The following is a 23,504-nucleotide window of genomic DNA, read 5'->3' on the forward strand; positions in this document are numbered from 1 at the left end:
GGCGCTGCTCCACCCGATCTACACTCGCGCACTGTGACGGCCCCGAACTCGCCCCAGGTGGGCACCCCGGCGGGGATGCGCGTGCTCAACCAGCGCGCGGTGCTCGACCGGCTGCGGGTGGGAGGTCCGGCGACCAGGCCGCGCATCGCGCAGGACACCGGCCTGTCGAAGCCGACCGTCGGCCAGGCGCTGCTCGACCTGGAGCAGCACGGCCTGGTGCGCACCACCGGCCGCACGTCGGCGGGACCGGGCCGCTCGGCCGTGGTCTACGAGCCGAACCCGGCGGCGGGGCACGTGCTCGGCGTCGACATCGGCAGGGAGCGGATCCGGGTGGCGGTGGCGGACCTGGCCGGTTCGGTGATCGCGCGCTCCGACGAGCGCAACCGGTGCCGCTCGGCCGCGGCGTTGGTCCGCACGGTGCGGGAACTGGCCGAGCGCACGGTGTCCGACGCCGGCCTGTCGCCGGCGGACCTGGTGGTGAAGGTCGTCGGCACGCCCGGCGTGCCCGACCCGCGCGACCGGACGCTGCACCACGCGCCGAACCTGCCCGGGTGGGAACGCCCCGGCCTGCTGGACGACCTGGAAGCCGCGCTGGGCGCGGACCTGGTGGTGGAGAACGACGCGAACCTGGCCGCCGTCGGCGAGCAGGCGCACGGGGCGGCCCGGGACGTCGACGTGTTCGTGTGCGTCACGGTCGGCACCGGGATCGGCATGGGGATCGTGGTGGACGGCCGGTTGTTCCGCGGCGCGCACGGCGCGGCGGGCGAGGTCGGCTACCTGCCCTACCTCGGCCAGTCCGAAGAGGACGGACGGCGGCGCGGCCAGGTGGAGGCCGCCGCGGCGGCGGAGTCCGTGGTGGCGCTGGCCAAGCGGCACGGCCTGGCGGCGCGGTCGGCGCGGGAGGTGTTCGCGGCGGCCAGGGCCGGTGACGAGCGGGCGCTGCTCGCGGTGCGCGACGAGGCGGAGCGGCTGGCGTTCGTGGTGGCGTCGGTGGTGGCGGTGGTCGACCCGGGGCTGGTGGTCCTCGGCGGCGGCGTCGGCAGCAACACCGACCTGCTGCAGGAGCCGATGGAGGCGGCGCTGCGGCGGATGACGCCGCTCGTGCCGCGGATCGTGGCGGGCGAGCTGGGCGACGGCGCGGTGCTCAGCGGTGCCATCGCGATCGGGTTGCGGTCGGCGCGCGACCTCGTGTTCGACCGGCGCGGTGCTGTGACTCTCTGACGGTAGTCGAGTGGCTCTCACCTGGTGATTCACTCGAAAGTCGTAGGAACGAACTCGTCGGTAACGACGTAGCGTGACCGTACCTCCTCCTGGAGGGTGTGTTCCTTCCGCTGTTAGAAGGGGAGTCGAAAGGGGAGTACGGGGGACGTGGTCCCCTTTCGACCGTGCCGCGGGGCAGGTGCCGCGCCAGCAAACACCTGCCCCGTGCACACCAGCGGCCACACGCGTCACGTCGTGACCGGCCGTCCAGGAGGTGCCGCGCTCCGTGCCGTCGCACCGCCGGGCATCGGCCGTCGTCGACGGGGATGCCCGTGGTGTCCGAAGCGTCCCGTCCCGCCGGCGGGAGATCACCGGCGAAGAATCGCGTCCCACCGGCGGGAAATCGCGTCCCGCCGGCGGGCGCTATTGTCGGGAGTCGCGTCCCGCCGGCGGGCGCTATTGTCGGGAATGGCGTCCCGCCGGCGGGACCGCCGCCGGAGCGAATTCGTCGCCGAATGCACGAATGCCGCGACCCTCGACATCCGAGGGCCGCGGCATTCGCGGTGCGATCAGGCGATCAGGGTGCAGGTGCTGCCCATGTTGAAGAAATTGCCGCCACCGTCGTTCCGCCAACCGGTGCCGGTGATGCAGCCGCCGCGGTTGAAGTACTGGTTGATGTAGACCCGGTGGTTGAGGATCGGGTTGCGGTCCACGTCGTTGACGCCGTACGTCTGGAAGTGGCCGGGGTACGGGCCGCAGACGTTGCGCGACTCCACCCAGTACACGTACCGCAGGGTCGAGTTGATGGACTCGTACTCGATGAACACGTTCGTGCAGCCGCTCGTGCTGGAATTGCTCGCCTGCGCCGACGGATTGACGACCACCATGATCGCCAACACCGAGAAGAGCGCAGCCAGAATTGCCCCGATTCGCTTCATTGTCGTCCCCTCGTAGCAGCCGCCTGCTGCCTTGATTCGGAACGTATCGGAGAGGAGAAGCGGGTGGCAAGGTGAAAAGCGTCGGCGCCGGGTCGCTCACTTGGCGAGCGGTTGCGCCCCACGTTCGGCGATGAGCCGTTCCATGTACTCGCTTTCACTGGCCTGCGACTTGAGCATGCTTTCCGCGAGAGTGCGCACGGCGTGCTCGCCGGCGTGGTCGACCGCGTACCGCACCATGGAGGTGCCGCCCCGGTGGTGTCGCAGCATCAGCTGGAGGAAGTAGACGTCGAACTCGACGCCGGACAGCGACCGCAGCTCGGCCAGCTCCTCGGAGGTCGCCATGCCCGGCATCGGGCTGCCGGCGGACGTGGTCGCGGTGGCGCTGTGGCCGTGCTCCCCGTCCGCGGTCATCCAGGCCATGTGGCGGCCCTGCAACGGCTGCTCGGGCTGACCCCACAGCATCAGCCAGCCCTTCATGCGGCCCACCTGCTCCAGCTGCGTGCTGGAGACGTCGAACGCGAACGACCGGATGTTGCCGTCGGCCGTCCGGTCGCGGGCGATGTTGGCCATCTGCACCGCCTGGAGGTGGTGCATGGCCATGTCCTGGGAGAACCCGACGTCCACGGAGTCGGCGGCCGGCGTGGCGGCCGAGTCCGACCCGGGGAGCTTGATGAGCAGACCGACCGCCGCGCCCAGCAGCAAGGTGGCTACCACGGCGACCGAGACCACCACCCAGGCGGAGCTGCTCCGCCTGGGGGTGGTCTCGGATCGGTCGGTCACGTGCTCAGCTGCCCGACGACGGCGCCGTGGAGGAGGCCGCCGCGGGGTTGTTCCGCGCGCTCTCGGCCTCGTTGCCCATCGACTCGGCGTCCGGGCCCGGCGCCTCGGCGACGAACGGGGCCGGGTTGTCCACGAAGGCGGCGTTGTCGCACGGCGAGCCGACCTCGGGGTAGGTGTACTGGTTGCGCCGCAGCGACTGGATGAACTGGTCGATGCGCTCGTCGTCGGCGCTGTCGAGCTTCAGCTGGTGACCCCACGTCTGCAGCGAGATCGGCTTGTCCAGGCCGGGGTACGGCGACATCATCGAGAACGGCTGGCCGTCGATCCGGCTCTTGAGCTTGTCCAGGGCCTCGCCGGTCACCAGGTCGGGGTTGTAGGCCAACCACAGCGAGCCGTGCTCCATCGCGTGGACCATGTTCTCGGTGCGCACGGCCGTGGGGTAGACCACGCCGTTGCAGTCCGCCCACTGGTTGTCGTGCGGCCCGCCGAACGGCGGCGAGAAGTCGTAGGCGACCCGCTTCGGCGCGTCCACGTGCTTGCCCGGCGCGTACTCGCGCTTGGTCACGCCCGCGATCTTGTCCGAGGGGTCCTTGTTCTCCTCGGACGGATTCCACTCGGCGAGGGCCTGCTCCTTCGCGTTGCGGTCCGCGATCTGGCTGTACGCGTAACCGAACACGGTGCCGGCCAGGGCCAGCACGGCCACCACCGCGATGATGGTCCCCCACGGCTTCGGCTTCTTGGCCACCACCGAGGAGCGCGCCGCCGCAACGCTGGAGCGCGCGGCCTTCGTCTTCTTGCCGCTGGTCATGTCCGCCTCAGTCTCGTCATACGCCCATGCCGCGGGCCAGTGTAGGGACACCGTGTCTGATCACCGTCAACTGGCCGTCACGCCGGGTGGTCGTCAACAGTTGCCGTTCCCACTTCGCGGGACGCGCATCCCGGTCGAGACCAGCGGGAACGCTTCCCTAGACTTGTCGGGTGACTCCCGCTGCGCTCGCTGAACTGGTCCGTGCGACGGCCGTGGACGTGTTGTCCACCCGCGGCCTCGACCCCGCCGCCCTGCCGACAGCGGTCACGATCGAGCGCCCCCGCAACCCCGAGCACGGCGACTACGCCACCAACGTGGCCCTGCAGACCGCCAAGAAGGTCGGCGTGGCCTCCCGCGACCTGGCCGGCTGGCTCGCCGACGCCCTGACCGGCACCGACGCCATCGCCTCGGTCGAGGTCGCCGGCCCCGGCTTCCTGAACCTGCGGCTCGCCGCGGACGCCCAGGGCGCGATCGTGCGGGACGTGCTGGCGGCGGGCGAGGCGTACGGCCGCGGCGAGCAGTTCGCCGGCCTCCGGATCAACCTGGAGTTCGTCTCGGCGAACCCGACCGGCCCCATCCACCTGGGCGGCACCCGCTGGGCCGCGGTCGGCGACGCGCTCGGCCGGGTGCTGGCCGCCAACGGCGGCGCGGTCACCCGCGAGTACTACTTCAACGACGCGGGCGCGCAGATCGACCGGTTCGTCCGGTCCCTGATCGCCGCCGCGAAGGGCGAGCCCGCGCCGGAGGACGGCTACGCGGGCGGCTACCTCGGCGACATCGCCGCCGAAGTGCTGCGGCAGGAGCCGGGCGCGCTGACCGCCGAGGACTCGCACGAGGTGTTCCGCCGCATCGGCGTCGGCCTCATGTTCGAGGAGATCAAGAAGGACCTGCACGACTTCGGCACGGACTTCGACGTCTTCTTCCACGAGGACTCGCTGCACAAGTCCGGCGCCGTCGCCAAGGCCGTCGACCAGCTCAAGGACTCCGGCGCGCTGTACTTCGACAAGGGCGCCTGGTGGCTGCGGTCCACCGAGTTCGGCGACGACAAGGACCGCGTGGTCATCAAGAGCGACGGTGACCCCGCGTACATCGCCGGTGACATCGCGTACCTGGCGGACAAGCGGGCGCGCGGCTTCGACCTGTGCATCTACATGCTCGGCGCGGACCACCACGGCTACATCGGCAGGCTCAAGGCCGCCGCGTCGGCGCTCGGCGACGACCCGGCGTCGGTCGAGGTGCTGATCGGCCAGATGGTGAACCTGGTCAGCGAGGGCAAGCCGGTGCGGATGAGCAAGCGCGCGGGCACCGTGATCACCATGCAGGACCTGGTGGACGCGGTCGGCGTGGACGCCGCCCGGTACGCCATGACCCGCTCCTCGGCGGACTCGTCCCTGGACATCGACCTCGACCTGCTGCGCAAGCGGAGCAACGACAACCCGGTCTTCTACGTGCAGTACGCGCACGCCCGGCTGTCGTCGGTGCTGCGCAACGCCGCCGACCTCGGCGTCACGCGGGGTGACGCGGTCGACCTGCTCGCGCACGACCGCGAGGGCGACCTGATCCGCACCGTCGGCGAGTTCCCGCGCGTCGTCGCCACCGCCGGTGAGCTGCGCGAACCGCACCGCGTCGCGCGGTACCTGGAGGAGCTGGCGGGCACCTACCACCGGTTCTACGAGGCCTGTCGGGTGTTGCCGAGGGGCGACGAGGAGACGACCGAGCTGCACCGGGCCCGGCTGAGCCTGTGCGCGGCCACCCGCCAGGTGTTCGCCAACGGCCTCGCGCTGCTGGGCGTGACCGCGCCGGAGCGCATGTGATGCGCGCGCACCCGGCCGGTCCCCGGCACGCCGACGTCATGGTCCCGTCCAACACGGCGGGCAACCGGCCGTCCTCCGCGCGGGCGCTCGGCGACCTGCACCCGCAGGTGTGGCCGCGCAACGCCGAACGCGGCGACGACGGCGCGGTGCGCCTGGCGGGCGTGGACGTGCGGCAGCTCGCCCAGGAGCACGGCACCCCGCTGTTCGTGATGGACGAGGGCGACTTCCGCGCCCGCTGCCGCGAGCACGCCGAGGCGTTCGGCGACCCGACCCGGGTCCACTACGCGTCCAAGGCGTTCCTGTCCGTCGCGGTGGCCCGGTGGGTCGCCGAGGAGGGCCTGAGCATCGACGTGGCCAGCGGCGGCGAGCTGGCCGTGGCGCTGCGCGCCGAGTTCCCGCCGGAGCGGATCGCGCTGCACGGGAACAACAAGTCCGTGGCCGAGCTGGCCGCCGCGGTCGACGCCGGCGTGGGCGCGGTCGTGCTGGACTCGTTCTACGAGATCGCCCGGCTGGACCAGGTCGCCCGCGAACGCGGACGCGTGCAGCCGGTGATGATCCGGGTGACGGTGGGTGTCGAGGCGCACACGCACGAGTTCATCGCCACCGCGCACGAGGACCAGAAGTTCGGCTTCTCGCTGTCCTCCGGCGACGCGGCCGAGGCGGCGCGCCGGGTGCTGAAGTCCGACGGGCTGCGCCTGATCGGCCTGCACAGCCACATCGGCTCCCAGATCTTCGACGCCAGCGGCTTCGAGGTCGCCGCGCGCCGGGTCATCGGGCTGCTCGCGGAGCTGCGCGACGAGCACGGCGGCGAGCTGCTCGACCACGTCACGACCGTGGACCTCGGCGGCGGCCTCGGCATCGCCTACACCGCCGACGACGACCCGCCGCCGCCCGCCGAGCTGGCCAGGCAGCTGCGCGACATCGTGGCCAAGGAGTGCGAGCACGCCGAGCTGCCCGTGCCGAAGATCGCGGTCGAGCCGGGCCGCGCCATCGTCGGCCCCGGCACGGTGACGCTGTACGAGGTGGGCACCATCAAGGACGTCCAGCTCGACGCGGGCGTGGTGCGCCGGTACGTGAGCGTGGACGGCGGCATGAGCGACAACATCCGCACCGCCCTCTACGACGCGGTCTACGACTGCAAGCTCGTCTCGCGCGACGCGGGCGAGGACGCGCAGCCCGTGCTGTGCCGCGTCGTGGGCAAGCACTGCGAGTCGGGCGACGTGGTCGTGCGCGACTGCTGGCTGCCCGACGACCTCGCGCCCGGCGACCTCATCGCGGTCGCCGCGACCGGCGCGTACTGCTACTCCATGGCCAGCGGCTACAACCGACTTCCCCGGCCCGCGCTCGCCGCGGTCGTGGACGGCCAGGCCCGGTTGCTGCTGCGCCGGGAGACCGAGGAAGACCTGTTCCGCCTGGAGGTATGAGAAGTGTCAAGCCACGAACGCGTCGGCGAACCGATCAGGGTCGCGCTGCTGGGCTGCGGCACGGTCGGCACCGAGGTGGTCCGGCTGCTCACCGACCAGGCGGCCGACCTCACCGCGCGGGTCGGCGCGCCGGTCGAGCTGACCGGCATCGCCGTGCGCAGGCCGAACAAGCACCGCGAGGTGCCCGCCGAGCTGCTGACGACCGACGCCGAGGCGCTGGTCGCCTCGGCCGACGTGGACGTGGTCGTGGAGGTCATCGGCGGCATCGAGCCCGCCCGGACGCTGCTGCTCGCCGCGTTGCGCGCGGGCAAGTCGGTGGTGACCGCGAACAAGGCGCTGCTGGCCGAGCACTCCGGCGAGCTGTTCGAGGCCGCCGACGCCTCCGGCGCCGACCTGTACTTCGAGGCGGCGGTGGCGGGCGCGATCCCGCTGCTGCGCCCGCTGCGCGAGTCGCTGGCCGGCGACCGCATCACCAGGGTGATGGGCATCGTCAACGGGACCACGAACTTCATCCTCTCGGGCATGGACTCCACCGGGGCCGGCTACGGCGAGACCCTGGAGGAGGCGACCCGGCTCGGGTACGCCGAGGCGGACCCGACGGCCGACGTGGACGGGTTCGACGCCGCGTCCAAGGCCGCGATCCTGGCGTCCCTGGCCTTCCACAGCCGGGTGACGGCCGCCGACGTGCACCGCGAGGGCATCGCGTCGGTCAGCGCCGCCGACATCGCCGCCGCCAAGGCGCTGGGCCGCACGGTGAAGCTGCTGGCGATCTGCGAGCGGGTGAGCACGGACGGCGCCGAGGGCATCTCGGTGCGCGTGCACCCGGCGATGATCCCCAGCTCCCACCCGCTGGCGGGCGTGCACGGCGCGTTCAACGCGGTGTTCGTGGAGGCCGACGCGGCCGGCGAGATGATGTTCTACGGCCAGGGCGCGGGTGGCGCGCCGACCGCCAGCGCGGTGCTCGGCGACCTCGTCGCGGTGGCCCGCAACCGGGTGCACCAGGGGCGCGGCCCGCGGGAGTCGGCTTACGCGGCGCTGCCCGTCCGACCGATGGGCCAGACGCCGACGCGGTATCACATCAGTCTCGACGTCGCCGACCGGGCGGGCGTGTTGTCGCAGGTGGCGGCGGTGTTCGCGGAACACGACGTGAGCATCGCGGCCGTGCGGCAGGAGGGTCGGGTCGACGACGCCAGCCTGGTGATCGTCACCCACGCCGCTACCGACGCGGCACTGCGGTCGACCGTGGACAAAATCGGCGGGCTGCCCGTGGTTCGGGAAGTGGTCAGCGTGATGAGGGTGGAAGGCGAAGAAACATGACGATCCAAGCGGGCGTGCGACCGGGGTGGCCCGGCATCATCCACGCCTACGCGGACCGGATCGAGCTCCCCGAGGGCGCCAAGGTCGTCACCCTCCACGAAGGCGGCACGCCGTTGGTGGCCGCCGAGCACCTGTCGGAGCTGACCGGTTGCCAGGTCTACGTCAAGGTCGAGGGCGCGAACCCGACCGGCTCGTTCAAGGACCGCGGCATGACCGTGGCCATGACGCACGCGCTGGCCAGCGGCATCCGCGCGGTGATCTGCGCGTCGACCGGCAACACCTCCGCCAGCGCGGCGGCGTACGCGGCCAAGGCGGGCCTCACCGCCGCGGTGCTCGTGCCGCGCGGCAAGATCGCCCTGGGCAAGCTCGCCCAGGCGGTCTCCCACGGCGCGCGGATCCTGCAGATCGACGGCAACTTCGACGACTGCCTGGAGCTGGCCTCCAAGACGGCGACCGAGTACCCGATCACCCTGGTCAACTCGGTCAACCCGGTGCGGCTGATCGGCCAGAAGACCGCCGCGTGGGAGATCTGCGACGTGCTCGGCCGCGCGCCCGACGTGCACTGCCTGCCGGTCGGCAACGCGGGCAACATCACCGCGTACTGGCGCGGTTACTCCGACTACCGCGCCGACGGCGTGATCGGCGCCACGCCGAGGATGTTCGGGTTCCAGGCCGCGGGCTCCGCGCCGCTGGTGCTCGGGCAGCCGGTGGCGGACCCGGAGACCATCGCGACCGCCATCCGGGTGGGCAGCCCGGCGTCGTGGACCGGCGCGGTGGCCGCCAAGGAGGAGTCCGGCGGGCTGTTCGAGGCCGTGACGGACGAGAAGATCCTGGAGGCCTACCGCCTGCTGGCCTCGACCGAGGGCATCTTCGTCGAGCCCGCGTCCGCGACCAGCGTGGCGGGGATGCTGGCCACGGTCGCCGACGGCCGGCTGCCGAAGGGCTCCACGGTCGTCTGCACGGTCACCGGCCACGGCCTGAAGGACCCCGACACGGCTCTGCTGGGCATGCCCGAGGTCGAGCCGGTGCCGGTGGACCCCGGCGCCGTCGCGACCGCCCTGGAGCTGGCGTGACGGCCCTGGCGGCCCGTTGTGTGCGCGTCACCGTGCCGGCGTCCACGGCGAACCTCGGCTCGGGGTTCGACGCGCTGGGCATGGCGCTGGGCGTGCACGACGAGCTGGACTTCGCCGTGACCGACGGCGGGCTGGTGGTGGAGGTGTCCGGCGAGGGCGCCGCCGACGTGCCCACCGACGAGCGCCACCTGGTCGTGCGCGCGTTCCGGGCGGCGTGCGAGCTGGTCGGGGTGCGGGCGCCGGGGCTTCGGCTGACGTGCCGCAACGCCATCCCGCACGCGCGCGGCCTCGGCTCGTCGGCGGCGGCGATCGTGGCCGGTGTGGCGGCCGGTTTCGCCCTCGCCGGTCGCGAGTCGGACACGAGCGCGTTGCAACTCGCCGCCGAGTTCGAGGGCCACGCCGACAACGCGGCGGCGGCCATGTTCGGCGGGGTGGTGATCGCGTGGACGCACGGTGACCGCTACCGCGCGGTCCGTGTGGACCCGCACCCCGGTGTGACGCCGGTCGTGCTGGTGCCTTCGGAGGAGTCGTCCACCCACACCACGCGCGGTCTGCTGCCGTCGAAGGTGCCGCACGAGGACGCGGCGTTCGCGGCGGGGCGGTCCGCGTTGGCCGTGCACGCGCTCACCGCGGACCCGTCGTGGCTGGTCGACGCGTTGGACGACCGGCTGCACGAGCCCTACCGGGAACCCGCCTGGCCTGCGACGACGAGGCTGGTGCGGTCCCTGCGGGACGCCGGGGTGGCCGCCGCGGTGTCCGGCGCCGGACCCACGGTCCTGGCCCTGCCCCCCGACGGGGTGCTGCCGCCCCGGGTGGACCTGGCCGGGTTCGAGGCGCGCCGGGTGCCGGTCGACCTGGCCGGAGTCCGGGTTGCGCCACTCGGCTGAGTGATGCGACGCGCCGTGCCCCGGTTGTTGCACCCGGCCGGACCGGCGTCTACCCTCGGGGCCATCAGTCACCGCGCGCACGGGCGCCGGTGTGGTGCCCGGACGTTCGTTCCGGATCGCATTCCTCCAGTGACTTGGCTCTGTGCCGTATGGACGGGGCCGACGCTGGAAGGCACCCGCTCGCCGTGTGACCGAAGTCCCGCACCGGAGGACTCCGCTTTCGTGCGCGTTCCGCGCCGTCGCCAGGTCCGCCTGAACCGGGACGAAACTGCCGCACCGCATTCCGTCGGACGGCAGGTCCGCTGGATCGCGTAGGAGGCGCGCTCCGGTCAGGAAGGACATGTGTGACCAACACCGATGTACTGAGCAGCCAAGCTCCTGCTGCTCCCAATCCCGCTGCCGGCAGTTCCGGAGCCGAGGAGAACGCTCTGACCACCCCTTCGAACGGCAGCGCCACGCCGCGCAAGCGCGCGGGCCTCTCTGGAATGGTGCTGGCCGAACTCCGTGAACTCGCAGGTCAGCTGGGCATCACCGGCACGGCCGGCCTCCGCAAGGGCGACCTGATCGCCGCCATCAAGGAGCGGCAGGGCGGCACCTCCGGTCGGGGCAGTGCCGCGACGCCGCCCAAGGCCGAGAAGAAGGCCGAGGCGCCCAAGGCGGCCGTCGAGAAGCCCGTCGTGGAGAAGGCCGCCGCGGCTCCCGCCGTGGACAAGCCGACCCAGCAGCAGCTCGACGTGACCGACCGTCCCGCCGCGGAGGAGGAGGGTGGCCGCCGGGGCAACCGCCGCCGCCGTTCCTCCAACCGCCCCGCGGGCAGCCCCGAGGCGCCTGCCGCGGACGCCCAGCAGGCGCCGGCCCAGGCCGACCGACCCGCCCAGGCCGACCGCGTCCAGGCCGACCGCCCGCAGGCGGACCGCCAGCAGGGTGAGCGCGCCGAGCGGCAGGACCGCCCCGAGCGGCAGGACCGCGCTGAGCGGTCGGACCGGGGCGAGCGGTCGGACCGGGGCGACCGGCAGGACCGCGGTGACCGGCAGGACCGCTCCGAGCAGCGCGAACAGCGCCAGGACCGGGGCGACCGCGGCAACCGCGGCGACCGGCAGGACCGGAGCGGCCGTGACGGTCGTGACGACCGCGGTGACCGGGGTGGCCGCGACCGCGACCAGAACCGCAACCGCCAGCAGAGCGGTCCGGGCGACGACGACGAAGAGGGCGGCCGTCGTGGTCGCCGCTTCCGCGACCGCCGCCGGCGCGGTGGCCGCGGGGACGAGGGTGGCCCCACCACGGACACCGAGGTCCGCGACGACGACGTCCTGCTGCCCGTGGCGGGCATCCTCGACGTGCTGGAGAACTACGCGTTCGTCCGCACCTCGGGCTACCTGGCCGGGCCGAACGACGTCTACGTCTCGTTGTCGCTGGTCCGCAAGTACGGGCTGCGCCGCGGCGACGCCCTGATCGGCGCCGTGCGGCAGCCGCGCGACGGCGAGCAGCAGCGGCAGAAGTTCAACCCGCTGGTGCGGGTGGACAAGATCAACGGCCTCGACCCGGAGGAGTCCCGCAACCGGCCGGACTTCACCAAGCTGACGCCGCTGTACCCGAACGAGCGCCTGCGCCTCGAGACGGAACCGCACATCCTCACCACGCGCGTCATCGACCTGGTGATGCCGATCGGCAAGGGCCAGCGCGCCCTGGTCGTGTCGCCGCCGAAGGCGGGCAAGACCTCGGTGCTCCAGTCGATCGCCAACGCGATCACGAAGAACAACCCCGAGTGCCACCTGATGGTGGTGCTGGTGGACGAGCGCCCCGAAGAGGTCACCGACATGCAGCGGTCGGTGAAGGGCGAGGTCATCGCCTCCACCTTCGACCGCCCGCCGTCGGACCACACCACGATCTCGGAGCTGGCCATCGAGCGGGCGAAGCGCCTGGTCGAGATGGGTCACGACGTGGTCGTGCTGCTGGACTCGATCACCCGCCTGGGTCGGGCCTACAACCTCGCGGCCCCCGCGAGCGGCCGGATCCTGTCCGGTGGTGTCGACTCGACCGCGCTGTACCCGCCGAAGCGGTTCCTCGGCGCGGCCCGCAACATCGAGGGCGGCGGCTCGCTGACCGTCATCGCGACGGCCCTGGTCGAGACCGGGTCCGCGGGCGACAGCGTGATCTTCGAGGAGTTCAAGGGCACCGGCAACGCCGAGCTCAAGCTCGACCGGAAGATCGCGGACAAGCGGACCTTCCCGGCGGTGGACGTCGACTCGTCCGGCACCCGCAAGGAAGACCTGCTGCTCTCGCCGGACGAGCTGGCGGTCATGCACAAGCTGCGCCGGGTGCTGCACGCCCTGGACAGCCAGCAGGCCATCGACCTGCTGCTCGACCGCCTCCGCAAGAGCCGGACGAACATCGAGTTCCTGATGCAGGTGGCCAAGACCACCCCGGGCGGGGACAACGACTGACCCCGTCCGACCACCGAAGGCCCGTCCGGCACCGAGCCGGGCGGGCCTTCGGGCGTCCGGGACCCCGGCGACCAGGGGCCGGCGGGTCGATCAGGAGGCGCCGTCAGCAGGGTGGCGTGGGGGAGGCCAGGCCCGCCTCGGCCAGCGCGGCGGTGCGGCGGCGTTCGAGGAAGTACTGGGCGACCAGCAGCGCGGTGACCGGCACGCCGAGACCCACGACGGCCGCCACGGGCACGCGCACGCCGTCCAGGAGCACCCCGACTGCCAGCACGGCCGCCAGGTACGGCCACCGCAGCCAGGCGCGCTGCCACCGGGCGGTCCACCCGACCGCGCCGGACGTGGCGACGCCGACGGCCACGCCTGCGCCGAACACGGGGCTCGACAGGGCCAGCTGCCCCGGAGCGCCCACCAGCAGGCCACCCAACCCGGTGAGGCCGAGGACGGCGATGCTGAACAGGAACGGCACAGCCAGCCACGAGGTCAACGACAGGGGACGCCCGACAGTGCAGAACACCCCGCCAGTGTGGCGTTCGCGCCCCGCCTGTCGCTGCTGTCTGTAGTTCAGCGGTTACCTCATGCGCCGGATGGTCGACCACCATCGGTGAACGGTTGTGACCCCAGCCACCGGGAACAAGCGTGCGAAGCCTCGCGTTGCAGTCTCTGACAGCCGATCTGGCACACTGTCGGGTCGAGTCCGGCTCCGGTTCACCCCGAAGAATCCCAACGAGGACCCGGCGGCCACCTAGGAAAGGACAAGACGTTGAAGACCGGCATCCACCCCGAGTACGTGACGACCGAGGTCACCTGCGGCTGCGGCAACACCTTCGCCACGCGCAGCACCAAGACGTCCGGCGCCATCCACGTCGAGATCTGCTCCAACTGCCACCCGTTCTACACGGGCAAGCAGAAGATCATGGACACCGGTGGCCGGGTCGCGCGCTTCGAGGCCCGCTACGGCAAGCGCGCCAAGTAGCTGCCAGAACGGCGTCCACCCCGATCCCGCGGGTGGGCGCCGTTGTCGTCTCCACCCCCAGAAGCACGCCGAGACCGGAGCGAGATCGTGACGCTGGACGCCCTGCTGGCCGAGCACGCCGAGCTGGAAGCCAGGCTCGCCGACCCCTCGGTGCACGCCGACCAGGCGGGCGCGCGCAAGCTCGGCAAGCGCTACGCCGAGCTGACCCCGGTCGTGAAGACCGCCCGTGAGCTCGCGCAGGCCAGGTCCGACCTCGAGACGGCCCGCGAGCTGGCCGCCGAGGACGCGGTGTTCGCCGAGGAGGCCGAGCAGCTGGCCAGGACGGTCCCGGCGCTGGAGTCGAAGCTGACCGAGCTGCTGCTGCCGCGCGACCCGCACGACGGCTCGGACGTCGTGCTGGAGATCAAGTCCGGTGAGGGCGGCGAGGAGTCGGCCCTGTTCGCGGGCGACCTGCTGCGGATGTACCTGCGGTACGCCGAACGGCACGGGTGGAAGGCCGAAGTGCTCGACGGCACGGACTCCGACCTGGGTGGCTACAAGGACGTCACGGTGGCCATCAAGAGCCGCGCGGACACCCCGGACGGCGTCTGGTCGCGGCTGAAGTACGAGGGTGGCGTGCACCGCGTGCAGCGGGTGCCGGTGACCGAGTCGCAGGGCCGCATCCACACCTCCGCCGCGGGCGTCCTGGTGTTCCCCGAGGTCGACGAGGTCGAGGTCGAGATCGACGAGAACGACCTCCGCGTCGACGTGTTCCGCTCGTCCGGCAAGGGCGGGCAGAGCGTCAACACGACCGACTCGGCGGTGCGCATCACGCACCTGCCCACCGGCATCGTGGTGTCCTGCCAGAACGAGCGCAGCCAGCTGCAGAACAAGGCGCGCGCGATGCAGGTCCTCCAGGCCCGGCTGACCGCGCTGGCCGAGGAGAAGCAGCAGCAGGAGGCGTCGGACGCCCGGCGCACCCAGATCCGCACCGTGGACCGGTCCGAACGGGTGCGGACCTACAACTTCCCGGAATCGCGCATCTCCGACCACCGGGTCGGGTACAAAGCCCATAACCTGGACCAGGTGCTCGACGGCGACCTGGACGCGGTGCTGGACGCCCTGGCGTCGGCCGACCGCGCGGAGCGACTCGCCGCCGGGTGAGGCGACGACGGAGGGCGCGCGATGGCGGAAATCCTGGTGAACCCGCGGCGCGCCCCCCTCGACACCGCGCTGGACGTGCGGGTGGTCGACCTGCCACCGGGTGACCGGGTCGAGGTGCGCGCGACGACGGGCGACTGGTCGTCCGCCGCGGTGTTCCTGGCCGACGAGCGCGGCGTGGTGGACCTGACCAGGCACGCGCCGGTCGAGGGCGACTACGCCGGCGTCGACCCGATGGGGTTGTTCTGGTCGATGACCCGGACGGGTGAGCAGAGCGGCCCGACGGTGGTCGAGGTCGTCGGGGTCGCCGAGGTGGAGCTGGACCGGCTCGCCGTGCCCGACGGGGTGCGGCGGACCGAGGTGACCGAGAACGGCCTGGTCGGCGTGCTGTTCGAGCCCGACGACGACCGCACCGACCGCCCCGGCGTGCTGGTGCTGAGCGGGTCCGAGGGCGGGACGCACGAGCTGGACGCCGCGCTCCTGGCCGGGCACGGGTTCGCGGCGTTGACCCTCGCGCACTTCGGCGCGCCGGGCGTGCCGGACGACCTGGTCGAGATCCCGCTGGAGCACTTCGGCGCCGCGCTGGAGTGGCTCGGCGCGCGGGCGGGGGCGCTGGGTGTCGTCGGCGGGTCGCGCGGCGGCGAGCTGGCGTTGCTGGTCGGCGCGACGTTCCCGCAGGTCAAGGCCGTGGTGAGCGTGGTCGGCAGCGGTGTCGTCACGCAGGGCATCGGACCGGGGACGCGGCTGTTGCAGAAGTTGGAGCACGAGGCGGCGTCGTGGACGTGGCAGGGCCGGCCGCTGCCGTACCTGCCGTACTCGATCCCCGACGAGCTGCGCCGCCGGGTCGTCTCGGGCGAGCCGGTGCCGCTGGGCCTCGCGTTCGACCTCACCGACGGCATCCCCGCGGACACCGAGATCCCGGTCGAGCGGATCGGCGGCGGTGTGTTGCTGCTCTCATCGGGGCAGGACGAGTCGTGGCCGTGCGCCGAGCTGAGCGAGGTCGCCCTCCGCCGGCTCGAAGCGCACGGGCACCCGCACCGGCACGAGCACGTCGTCTACCCCGGGGCAGGACACCTGATCGCGGGCCCTCCGCACCGGCCGAGCACGGACGTGGTCGTCCCGGGTCCCGGCGTGCGGTTCTCGACGGGCGGCACGCCCGCCGCCACGGCCGCCGCCCGCGCCGACGCGTGGCGTCGGACCGTTGAGTTCTTGTCGGACCAACTGGGCACCTAATGTGTCGTTCATGAGCGCACACTTTGACGTCGTGGTCCTCGGTGCGGGGCCAGGCGGGTACGTCGCCGCGATCCGGGCGGCCCAGCTGGGGCTGAAGACGGCGGTCATCGAGGAGCGTTACTGGGGCGGGGTGTGCCTGAACGTGGGCTGCATCCCGTCGAAGGCGCTCCTGCGCAACGCGGAGCTCGCGCACCTGTTCACCCACGAGCAGAAGACCTACGGCATCCAGGTCGACGGCACGGTGAGGTTCGACTACGGCGCCGCCTTCGACCGCAGCCGCAAGGTCGCGGACGGGCGCGTCAAGGGCGTGCACTTCCTCATGAAGAAGAACGGCATCACCGAGTACGACGGCCGGGGCACGTTCCTCGACGCGAACACCATCCAGGTGGGTGACGAGCGGGTCACGTTCGACCACGCGATCATCGCGGCGGGCGCGACCACCCGGCTCCTGCCGGGGACGGAGCTGTCCGAACGGGTGGTGACCTACGAGGAGCAGATCCTGTCGCAGGACCTGCCCGAGAGCATCGTCATCGCCGGCGCGGGCGCCATCGGCGTCGAGTTCGCGTACGTGCTGCACAACTACGGCGTGAAGGTCACCATCGTCGAGTTCCTCGACCGGGTGGTGCCGCTGGAGGACGCCGAGGTGTCGGCGGAGCTGGCCAAGCGGTACAAGCGGCTCGGGATCGACGTGCGGACGTCCACGAGGGTCGAGTCCATCGACGACTCCGGCCCGCGCGTGCGGGTGACCGTGTCGAAGGACGGCGCCGAGGAGGTCCTGGAGGCCGACAAGGTCATGCAGGCCATCGGCTTCCAGCCCCGGGTCGAGGGCTACGGGCTGGAGAACACCGGCGTGCGGCTGACCGAGCGCGGCGCCATCGAGGTCGACGGGCGCGGGCGCACGAACGTGGAGAACATCTTCGCGATCGGCGACGTGACGGCGAAGCTGATGCTCGCGCACGCCGCCGAGTCGATGGGCGTCATCGCCGCCGAGACCATCGCGGGCGCGGAGACCATGGAGCTGGACTTCGTGATGATCCCGCGCGCGACGTACTGCCAGCCGCAGATCGCCTCGTTCGGGTGGACCGAGGCGCAGGCGCGCGAGCGCGGGTTCGACGTGAAGGTGGCGAAGTTCCCGTTCACCGCCAACGGCAAGGCGCACGGCATCGGCGACTCGGCCGGGTTCGTGAAGCTGATCAGCGACGCGAAGCACGGCGAGCTGCTCGGCGGCCACCTGATCGGGCCGGACGTGACCGAGCTGCTGCCGGAGCTGACCCTGGCCCAGCAGTGGGACCTCACCGTGCACGAGGTGGCGCGCAACGTGCACGCGCACCCGACGTTGGGCGAGGCGGTCAAGGAAGCGGTGCACGGGCTGGCCGGCCACATGATCAACTTCTGATCGCCCTACCCTGGGACCATGACCCGACACCCGTTGCGGCTGGCCATCAACGAAGCGGAACGCCTGCTGGCCGCGGCGGGTGTCGACAGCCCCAGGGTGGACGCCGAGCTGCTGGCGGCCCACGTGCTCGGCGTCGAGCGCTCGCGGCTGCCGCTGGTCCCGCTGGTCGACCCGCCGGTGGTGGACGCGCTGCACAAGGCCGTGCGGCTGCGCGCGACCCGCGTGCCGCTGCAGCACATCACCGGCCGGGCGTACCTGGGCGGGGTGGACCTGGAGGTCGGTCCGGGCGTGTTCATCCCGCGCCCGGAGACCGAGCTGATGCTGGAGTGGGCGCTGTCCACTGTGGAGTCCGAGGACCCCGTGGTGGTCGACCTGTGCACGGGTTCCGGCGCGTTGGCGCTGGCGGCGGCGCACCGGCTGCCCGCCGCGTCCGTGCACGCGGTCGAGCGCGACCCCTCGGCGCTGGCCTGGGCGCGGCGCAACGCGGAGGCCCGCGCCGCCGCGGGCGACACGCCCATCACGCTGCACGCCGGCGACGTGACCGAGCCGGGCGTGCTGTCCGACCTGGACGGGCAGGTCGACCTGGTGCTGTGCAACCCGCCGTACGTGCCGGACGGCACCGAGGTGCAGCCCGAGGTCGCCGACCACGACCCGCGGCACGCGGTGTTCGGCGGGTCGGACGGGCTCGACGTGATCCGGCACGTCGTGGGCGTGGCCGCGCGGCTGCTCAAGCCCGGTGGGCACGTGGCGATCGAGCACGACGACAGCCACGGCACGACCGTGCCCGCGCTGCTCTCCGCGCGCCGGGTGCTCACCGACGTCGCGGACCACCGCGACCTGGCGTGGCGACCGCGCTTCGCGACCGCGCGCCGGGTCTAAGGGGCGGCCCGCTCGACCATGCCGGCCAGTCGCGACCGGGTCCGGTCCCACTCCTCGGCCGGCCCGGCGGAGTAGAGGACGTACTCGACGCCGCCGGCTTCCCAGAACGCGGTGGCGACCCGGTTCGGGCCCGCCGGCGTGTTCTCGTCGAATTCCCAGCTGACGGCCGGGTGGTCGCGGATCGTCGTCGGGACGAGCGTCACGCGGCGGTGGCCGGGTTCGCGCTCGCGGTCCGCGGCGGCCCGGGTGATGCGGTCCAGGAGCGTGGTCGACGGGTCGGTGACCGGTGCGCCGCCGAGCCGGAGCTCGCGGCGCGGCGACGTCGGGTCGGTGACGACGAGCGTGGTGGCGACCGTGCCGGTGGTGACCTCCCAGCCGACCGGGACCACCGTGCTGAGACCGCCCGGCGCGTCGATCCGCCGCAGGTCCGGCGGTGGGGACTGGGTGGTCGAGGCGGTGGTGCCGGCGGCGGCCGGCGGGGTGGTGGCGGCCGCCGCGGTGGTGCTCGCCGGGGTGTCGGTGGTGATGGCGGGCAGGTCGGGGGCCGCGGCGGCGGGCGGGGGCGCGGCCGGCTGCCGGTCCAGCGCCAGGTAGCCCGCGGCGCCCGCCAGGACGACGTACACGGCGGCGGCGGACAACGCCAGGGGCAGGGCGCCGATCGGGTTTCTCGCAGTCACCGGACGCCTCGCCATCGGGATAATCTGGAGGTCAACGCTCCGCCGAGTAAATCGGAGAACCCGCGATGGCTGTCAATGGCCCGAACGAGTGGAGCGAACTGCGGGAATGGCTGTCGGCGCGCGTCATCCGCGTCGACCTCACCGAATTCGCCGACCCCGACCGGCTCCGCCTGTCCCGGGCGCTGACCGCGCTGACGTCGGCGCTGGGCGAGGGCCACGATGACGAGAGCCACCTCGCCGCCGCCGTGGTGCGCGGCGAGCTGGCCCGCGGCGGCGCGCCGCGGGCGGACGACGTGCTGCGCACCCACCTGGCCATCGCGCTGGTGGCCCGGACCGCGGAGGTGCGGGGCGTGACGCCCGGCGGCGCGCTGGTCGTGGCGGACGCGCGCCAGGCGGCGGAGTGCCGCGTGCTGGCCGAGGAGGTGCTGGCGCTCAGCCCGCACCCGGAGCTGATCGCCTTCGCGACCGACCTGCTCCGGCGGCTGGACGAGGCGCGGGCGTGGCGGTGGGTGGAGCCGGACGTGTGGACGGCGGCCGTCGTCGGCTTGGCCGTCCTGGTGCTGCCGTTCGTGGGCGCGGCGATCGGCGACCCGGTCGTGACGGTGGCGGGCGTGCTGGTCGGCGGGGCGCTCGTGTTCGGGTTCGTGGTGGCGCACCGGAAGCGCCGGTGGGCGGTCGACGCGGACGCGGCGTTCGGTCGCGGTGGTCGGTGACCGGGTCCGCCGTGACGCCTGCCGCGCCGCACCCGCCGCTCGCCGTCCGGGTGTGACCTCGGCCGCTGGCGCCGGACGCGCTGTGCTTGGATCAGCAGGGTGAGCACGATCTACGACTGTGGTGTCCAGGCCGACCGCGCCGCGGGCCTCGAGGCTGCGGCGGGAGCGGTGCGGGGTGGCCGGCTGGTCGTCCTGCCCACGGACACCGTGTACGGCATCGGGTGCGACGCCTTCGACGCGGCCGCCGTCCGTGCCCTCCTGGAGGCCAAGGGCCGCGGACCCGACATGCCGGTCCCCGTCCTGGTCGGTTCGTGGACCACGATCGACGGGTTGGTCCTCGGGGTGCCCCGGCAGGCCCGCGCGTTGATCGAGGCGTTCTGGCCCGGCGGGCTGTCGCTGGTGCTGCCGCACGCGCCCTCGCTGGCGTGGGATCTCGGTCACACCCGCGGCACCGTGATGCTGCGGATGCCGTTGCACCCGGTCGCGCTGGAGCTGCTGCGCGACGTCGGCCCGATGGCCGTCTCCAGCGCCAACAAGTCCGGCTTCCCGCCGGCGGGCACGGCCCAGGAGGCCTGGGACCAGCTCGGCGAGGAGGTCGGCGTCTACCTGGACGGCGGACCGGCCGCCGAGAACATCGCCTCCACCATCGTCGACCTGACCGGCCCGGACCCCGTGGTGCTGCGGGAGGGCGCGGTGCCCGTCGCCGAGGTGTCCAAGGCCCTCGGCGTCGAAGTCGAGGTCGCCCGCTAGTGGATCTTCCCGATCGGAGTAGCGTGGTGCTCCTCCCGCACGAACCACCCCAACGGGATCCGATGCAGCAAGATCCACCCGACACCCCATCGCCGAGGGGCTAGCCTGCCGTGGGCCAGTTGCCTGCCGTGTCCAACGTCCTCCCCGTCCGGGAGTACCTTCTCGTCGCGCTGACCGCCGCGGTCGTGACGTTCCTGCTCGTCGGCCTGGTCCGCGCGCTGGCGTTCCGGATCGGCGCGGTCGCCTACCCCCGCCAGCGGGACGTGCACGTCCAGCCCATGCCGCGCATGGGCGGCCTCGCCATGTACGGCGGGGTGCTGGGCGGCATGCTCCTGGCGCACCAGCTGCCGGTGCTGCGCTCGGCGTTCGACTTCTCCTACGACCCGTACGCGGTGATCGTGGGCGGCGGCGTGATCGTCCTCGTCGGCGTGCTGGACGACCGGTTCGAGCTCGACTCCCTGACGAAGCTCGCCGGGCAGGTCACCGCGGCGGGCATCCTCGTGCTGTTCGGCCTGCAGTGGCTGCTGTTCTGGGTGCCGTGGGGCGACGACGGCGAGGGCACCGGCTCGCTGCTCTCGCTCGACCAGAACCAGGGCGCGATCCTGAGCGTGCTGCTGGCCGTGACGATGGTCAACGCGATGAACTTCGTGGACGGCCTGGACGGCCTCGCGGCGGGCATCGGGCTCATCGCCGCCGCCGCCACCTGCGTGTTCTCCATCGGCCTGCTGGCCAACAACGGCGGTGACGTCGGCGCGTACCCGCCCGCCCTGATCGCGGCCACGCTCGCGGGCGCGTGCCTCGGCTTCCTGCCGCACAACTTCAACCCCGCGCGGATCTTCATGGGCGACTCCGGGTCGATGCTGATCGGGCTGATGCTCGCGGCGGCGACGATCTCCGCGTCGGGGAAGATCAACTACGGGTCGGTGCGCGCCACCGACGTCCTCGGCCTGCTGTCGCCGCTGGTCGTGGTGGCCGCGGTGCTGTTCGTGCCGTTGCTGGACCTGCTCATGGCCGTGGTCCGGCGCACCCGGCGGGGCGAGAGCCCGTTCTCCGCGGACAAGATGCACCTGCACCACCGGCTGCTGGAGATCGGCCACTCCCAGCGCCGCGCGGTGCTGCTGATCTACTTGTGGGCGGGCGTGCTGGCGTTCGGCGCGGTGGCGTTGACGCTGTTCGACGTGGTCGTCGTGGTGTGGTGCCTGGCCATCGGACTCGTTCTCGCGCTGTTGGTCTCCGCGATACCGAGACTTCGCGAAGTACGCCGCACCTGACCCCGATGGTGGGGTGAGCACCAAGCCCTCTTTACACTCGGTCTCGACCAGTGAGAAGAGGTGACATGAGCCAGGACAGCTCTGAGGGCAAGACGGAGTGGACCCACGAAGCCGTCGTCCGGCGACTCGCGGGCGAGATGTACCGCAGCGCGCTGTGGGCGGCCTTGGGGACCGTGGCCGTCGGCGTGATCCTCTGGACCGTGCTGGCCGGTGTCCCCGGCCTGGTCGCGGCGCTGATCGGTGGCGCGATCGCGTGCCTGTCGTCGGCCGCGACGCTGCTCCTGATGCACCGCACCGCCGCGATGCCGCTCCAGGTGATCATGGTCGCGGCGTTCGCCGGGTTCATGGGCAAGCTGATCCTGCTGTTCGCGGTGATGCTGCTGCTGCGCCAGTTCCCGGTGCTGCACACCAACGCCCTGGCGTTGACCATGGCCGCGACGATCCTGGTCGCCACCGCCATGGAGGTGCGCGCCTCCAAGCGCAGTCGCAGTCAGATCGTCATCCCGACCCCTGGCAACACCTGATCTACCGGCTGGTACGGTGCGCGCAGGACGGGACACCCAGGTAGGTGGGGTGCCTCTCGCGGGCGCTTGCGGTCCGTAAGGTACGTTAAGTCCCGATCGTGACGATTCCCCCGGCGGAGTGAACGCCGGCCGGGAGAACCGGAAGGAACACAGTGACCACGATGGTGCTGGCTGCGGGTGATGAGTTCGTCGCACCCGGCGTGAAGGACTTCTTCCTCCCACCGATCTTCGGTGAGGTCACCAAGCCCATGGTGCTTCTGGTGCTCTCGATCTTGATCATCGGTGCGTTCTTCATCGCGGCGACCCGCAACCTCAAGCTCGTTCCCGGCAAGTTCCAGTTCGCCGCCGAGTCGCTCTACGACGTCGGCCGCAACACGATCGCGCGTGAGCAGATCGGCGCCAAGGACTTCAAGCCCTTCGTCCCGCTGATCCTCACGGTCTTCACCTTCATCCTGGTGAACAACCTGTTCGGGCTCATCCCGTTCGTGCAGTTCCCCACGATGTCGCACATCGGCTTCCCGCTGGCCGTCTCGGTGCTCGTGATCTACCCGGTGTACCACTTCGTCGGGTTCAAGCGGCACGGTTTCGTCGGATACCTGAAGCACCAGACCATGCCGCCCGGCGCGCCGTGGTTCGTGCTCATCCTGCTGATCCCGATCGAGTTCTTCCAGAAGTTCTTCCTGAACCCGCTCACGCTCGCGATCCGAGTTTTCGCGGCCATGTTCGCGGGTCACCTGCTCTTGCTGGTGTTCACCTTGGCCGGTGAGTACCTGCTCTTCGCCGGCGGCATCACCGTCGTGGTCGCGCCCATCGCGTTCGTCTTCGCCATCGCGCTGACGTTCCTCGAAGCGTTGATCATGGTTCTTCAGGCCTACATCTTCGCGCTGCTGTCCGCCAACTACATCGGCGCGGCGCTGGCCGAAGAGCACTGAGAAATCACAAGCCTCCGATCCGCGAGCGTTCGCGGACCGAGTTGGAAAGGGAACAGCACAAGTGAGCGCTATCGTTCTTGCTCAGGAAGCCGCGAACGTCAACCTGAACCAGGGCCTCGCTGCCATCGGCTACGGCCTCGCGGCCATCGGCCCCGGCATCGGCGTGGGTCTGATCTTCTCCTCGGTCATCAACGGCACCGCCCGTCAGCCCGAGGCTCGCGGCGTGCTGCTGAGCCTGGCCTGGACCACGTTCGCCATCGTCGAGGTGCTCGCCCTGCTCGGCTTCGTCGTGTACTTCCTCGCGACGGCGGCCTGAGCACCGGTTCATCGC

General features: G+C 72.0%; 23 protein-coding genes. 18 read left to right on the forward strand and 5 right to left on the reverse strand.

The genetic code is table 11. From position 1 onward, the window contains the following. Positions 1-75: 75 nt before the first annotated feature. On the forward strand, positions 76-1,221 hold the full coding sequence (locus tag EDD40_RS28965; protein ID WP_123745732.1) for an ROK family transcriptional regulator: 1,146 nt from the start codon (positions 76-78) through the stop codon (positions 1,219-1,221). A gap of 548 nt (positions 1,222-1,769) precedes the next feature. Here EDD40_RS28965 and EDD40_RS28970 read toward each other — a convergent pair. The 3 genes from EDD40_RS28970 to EDD40_RS28980 form a co-directional block, all read right to left on the reverse strand. After that, entirely contained in the window at positions 1,770-2,099 is a 330-nt protein-coding gene (locus EDD40_RS28970; RefSeq protein ID WP_123745733.1) for a hypothetical protein, read from the reverse strand. 135 nt (positions 2,100-2,234) lie between these two features. After that, entirely contained in the window at positions 2,235-2,918 is a 684-nt protein-coding gene (locus EDD40_RS28975; protein ID WP_123745734.1) for a DUF305 domain-containing protein, read from the reverse strand. Between the two features lie 4 nt (positions 2,919-2,922). Next, complete coding sequence (locus EDD40_RS28980; RefSeq protein ID WP_123745735.1) at positions 2,923-3,726, reverse strand: thioredoxin-like domain-containing protein; 804 nt, start codon at positions 3,724-3,726, stop codon at positions 2,923-2,925. A 170-nt stretch (positions 3,727-3,896) separates the two neighbouring features. On the opposite strand from EDD40_RS28980, the gene argS reads away from it, so the two are divergent. The 6 genes from argS to rho all read left to right on the forward strand — a co-directional run bounded on the left by argS (position 3,897) and on the right by rho (position 12,685). Continuing rightward, positions 3,897-5,540 (forward strand): arginine--tRNA ligase, encoded by a 1,644-nt coding sequence (gene argS / locus EDD40_RS28985; protein WP_123745736.1) that lies wholly within the window; start codon positions 3,897-3,899, stop codon positions 5,538-5,540. Beyond that, positions 5,540-6,964, forward strand: coding sequence for a diaminopimelate decarboxylase (lysA, locus tag EDD40_RS28990; RefSeq protein ID WP_123748354.1), 1,425 nt, complete (start codon positions 5,540-5,542; stop codon positions 6,962-6,964). The genes argS and lysA overlap by 1 nt, the downstream gene beginning before the upstream one ends. A gap of 3 nt (positions 6,965-6,967) precedes the next feature. Then, positions 6,968-8,281, forward strand: coding sequence for a homoserine dehydrogenase (locus EDD40_RS28995; protein WP_123745737.1), 1,314 nt, complete (start codon positions 6,968-6,970; stop codon positions 8,279-8,281). After that, positions 8,278-9,354 (forward strand): threonine synthase, encoded by a 1,077-nt coding sequence (gene thrC / locus EDD40_RS29000; protein WP_123745738.1) that lies wholly within the window; start codon positions 8,278-8,280, stop codon positions 9,352-9,354. The genes EDD40_RS28995 and thrC overlap by 4 nt, the downstream gene beginning before the upstream one ends. Then, positions 9,351-10,241, forward strand: a complete 891-nt coding sequence (gene thrB, locus EDD40_RS29005; RefSeq protein ID WP_123745739.1) for a homoserine kinase — start codon at positions 9,351-9,353, stop codon at positions 10,239-10,241. The genes thrC and thrB overlap by 4 nt, the downstream gene beginning before the upstream one ends. A 344-nt stretch (positions 10,242-10,585) precedes the next feature. Then, positions 10,586-12,685 (forward strand): transcription termination factor Rho, encoded by a 2,100-nt coding sequence (gene rho, locus EDD40_RS29010; RefSeq protein WP_123745740.1) that lies wholly within the window; start codon positions 10,586-10,588, stop codon positions 12,683-12,685. A gap of 103 nt (positions 12,686-12,788) precedes the next feature. Here rho and EDD40_RS29015 read toward each other — a convergent pair whose 3' ends face one another. Then, a complete protein-coding gene (locus tag EDD40_RS29015) occupies positions 12,789-13,199 on the reverse strand; it encodes a hypothetical protein (RefSeq protein WP_123745741.1) in 411 nt (136 codons plus the stop codon). Between the two features lie 246 nt (positions 13,200-13,445). On the opposite strand from EDD40_RS29015, the gene rpmE reads away from it, so the two are divergent. The 5 genes from rpmE to prmC all read left to right on the forward strand — a co-directional run bounded on the left by rpmE (position 13,446) and on the right by prmC (position 18,306). After that, positions 13,446-13,658 carry a 50S ribosomal protein L31 gene (rpmE, locus tag EDD40_RS29020; RefSeq protein WP_053721986.1) on the forward strand — a complete coding sequence of 71 codons (213 nt, stop codon included), beginning with the start codon at positions 13,446-13,448 and terminating at the stop codon, positions 13,656-13,658. 87 nt (positions 13,659-13,745) lie between these two features. Continuing rightward, positions 13,746-14,801 carry a peptide chain release factor 1 gene (gene prfA / locus EDD40_RS29025; protein WP_236594484.1) on the forward strand — a complete coding sequence of 352 codons (1,056 nt, stop codon included), beginning with the start codon at positions 13,746-13,748 and terminating at the stop codon, positions 14,799-14,801. A gap of 21 nt (positions 14,802-14,822) precedes the next feature. Beyond that, positions 14,823-16,031, forward strand: a complete 1,209-nt coding sequence (locus EDD40_RS29030; protein WP_123745742.1) for an acyl-CoA thioester hydrolase/BAAT C-terminal domain-containing protein — start codon at positions 14,823-14,825, stop codon at positions 16,029-16,031. A gap of 10 nt (positions 16,032-16,041) precedes the next feature. Then, complete coding sequence (lpdA, locus tag EDD40_RS29035) at positions 16,042-17,427, forward strand: dihydrolipoyl dehydrogenase (RefSeq protein ID WP_123748356.1); 1,386 nt, start codon at positions 16,042-16,044, stop codon at positions 17,425-17,427. A gap of 18 nt (positions 17,428-17,445) precedes the next feature. Continuing rightward, positions 17,446-18,306, forward strand: coding sequence for a peptide chain release factor N(5)-glutamine methyltransferase (prmC, locus tag EDD40_RS29040; RefSeq protein ID WP_123745743.1), 861 nt, complete (start codon positions 17,446-17,448; stop codon positions 18,304-18,306). Here prmC and EDD40_RS41955 read toward each other — a convergent pair. Then, positions 18,303-18,983 (reverse strand): hypothetical protein, encoded by a 681-nt coding sequence (locus tag EDD40_RS41955; protein ID WP_170185229.1) that lies wholly within the window; start codon positions 18,981-18,983, stop codon positions 18,303-18,305. The two genes, prmC and EDD40_RS41955, sit on opposite strands and share 4 nt — an antisense overlap. 65 nt (positions 18,984-19,048) lie before the next feature. Here EDD40_RS41955 and EDD40_RS29050 point away from each other — a divergent pair, with 65 nt between their 5' ends. From EDD40_RS29050 to EDD40_RS29075, 6 genes are all read left to right on the forward strand, one after another. After that, a complete protein-coding gene (locus EDD40_RS29050) occupies positions 19,049-19,696 on the forward strand; it encodes a hypothetical protein (protein ID WP_123745744.1) in 648 nt (215 codons plus the stop codon). A 99-nt stretch (positions 19,697-19,795) separates the two neighbouring features. Beyond that, positions 19,796-20,446 carry an L-threonylcarbamoyladenylate synthase gene (locus EDD40_RS29055; protein WP_123745745.1) on the forward strand — a complete coding sequence of 217 codons (651 nt, stop codon included), beginning with the start codon at positions 19,796-19,798 and terminating at the stop codon, positions 20,444-20,446. Positions 20,447-20,556: 110 nt separating this feature from the next. After that, positions 20,557-21,717 carry a glycosyltransferase family 4 protein gene (locus tag EDD40_RS29060; RefSeq protein WP_123745746.1) on the forward strand — a complete coding sequence of 387 codons (1,161 nt, stop codon included), beginning with the start codon at positions 20,557-20,559 and terminating at the stop codon, positions 21,715-21,717. 65 nt (positions 21,718-21,782) lie between these two features. Beyond that, positions 21,783-22,241: a Cg1360 family ATP-synthase-associated protein gene (locus EDD40_RS29065; protein ID WP_123745747.1), complete on the forward strand. Its 459-nt coding sequence runs from the start codon at positions 21,783-21,785 to the stop codon at positions 22,239-22,241. 152 nt (positions 22,242-22,393) lie between these two features. After that, positions 22,394-23,173: a F0F1 ATP synthase subunit A gene (atpB, locus tag EDD40_RS29070; protein ID WP_123745748.1), complete on the forward strand. Its 780-nt coding sequence runs from the start codon at positions 22,394-22,396 to the stop codon at positions 23,171-23,173. Between the two features lie 61 nt (positions 23,174-23,234). Continuing rightward, positions 23,235-23,489, forward strand: a complete 255-nt coding sequence (locus tag EDD40_RS29075) for an ATP synthase subunit c family protein (RefSeq protein WP_123745749.1) — start codon at positions 23,235-23,237, stop codon at positions 23,487-23,489. The last annotated feature ends 15 nt before the right edge of the window (positions 23,490-23,504 follow it).

The organism is Saccharothrix texasensis, from assembly GCF_003752005.1.
Classification (GTDB): Bacteria; Actinomycetota; Actinomycetes; order Mycobacteriales; family Pseudonocardiaceae; genus Actinosynnema; species Actinosynnema texasense.

Coding starts and splice junctions, on each gene's coding strand:
- prmC (WP_123745743.1), top strand. CDS start 17,446: ATGACCCGACACCCGTTGCGGCTGGCCATCAACGAAGCGGAACGCCTG.
- EDD40_RS28980 (WP_123745735.1), bottom strand. CDS start 3,726: ATGACCAGCGGCAAGAAGACGAAGGCCGCGCGCTCCAGCGTTGCGGCG.
- lpdA (WP_123748356.1), top strand. CDS start 16,042: ATGAGCGCACACTTTGACGTCGTGGTCCTCGGTGCGGGGCCAGGCGGG.
- lysA (WP_123748354.1), top strand. CDS start 5,540: ATGCGCGCGCACCCGGCCGGTCCCCGGCACGCCGACGTCATGGTCCCG.
- EDD40_RS28965 (WP_123745732.1), top strand. CDS start 76: ATGCGCGTGCTCAACCAGCGCGCGGTGCTCGACCGGCTGCGGGTGGGA.
- EDD40_RS29065 (WP_123745747.1), top strand. CDS start 21,783: ATGAGCCAGGACAGCTCTGAGGGCAAGACGGAGTGGACCCACGAAGCC.
- EDD40_RS29050 (WP_123745744.1), top strand. CDS start 19,049: ATGGCTGTCAATGGCCCGAACGAGTGGAGCGAACTGCGGGAATGGCTG.
- EDD40_RS29030 (WP_123745742.1), top strand. CDS start 14,823: ATGGCGGAAATCCTGGTGAACCCGCGGCGCGCCCCCCTCGACACCGCG.
- thrC (WP_123745738.1), top strand. CDS start 8,278: ATGACGATCCAAGCGGGCGTGCGACCGGGGTGGCCCGGCATCATCCAC.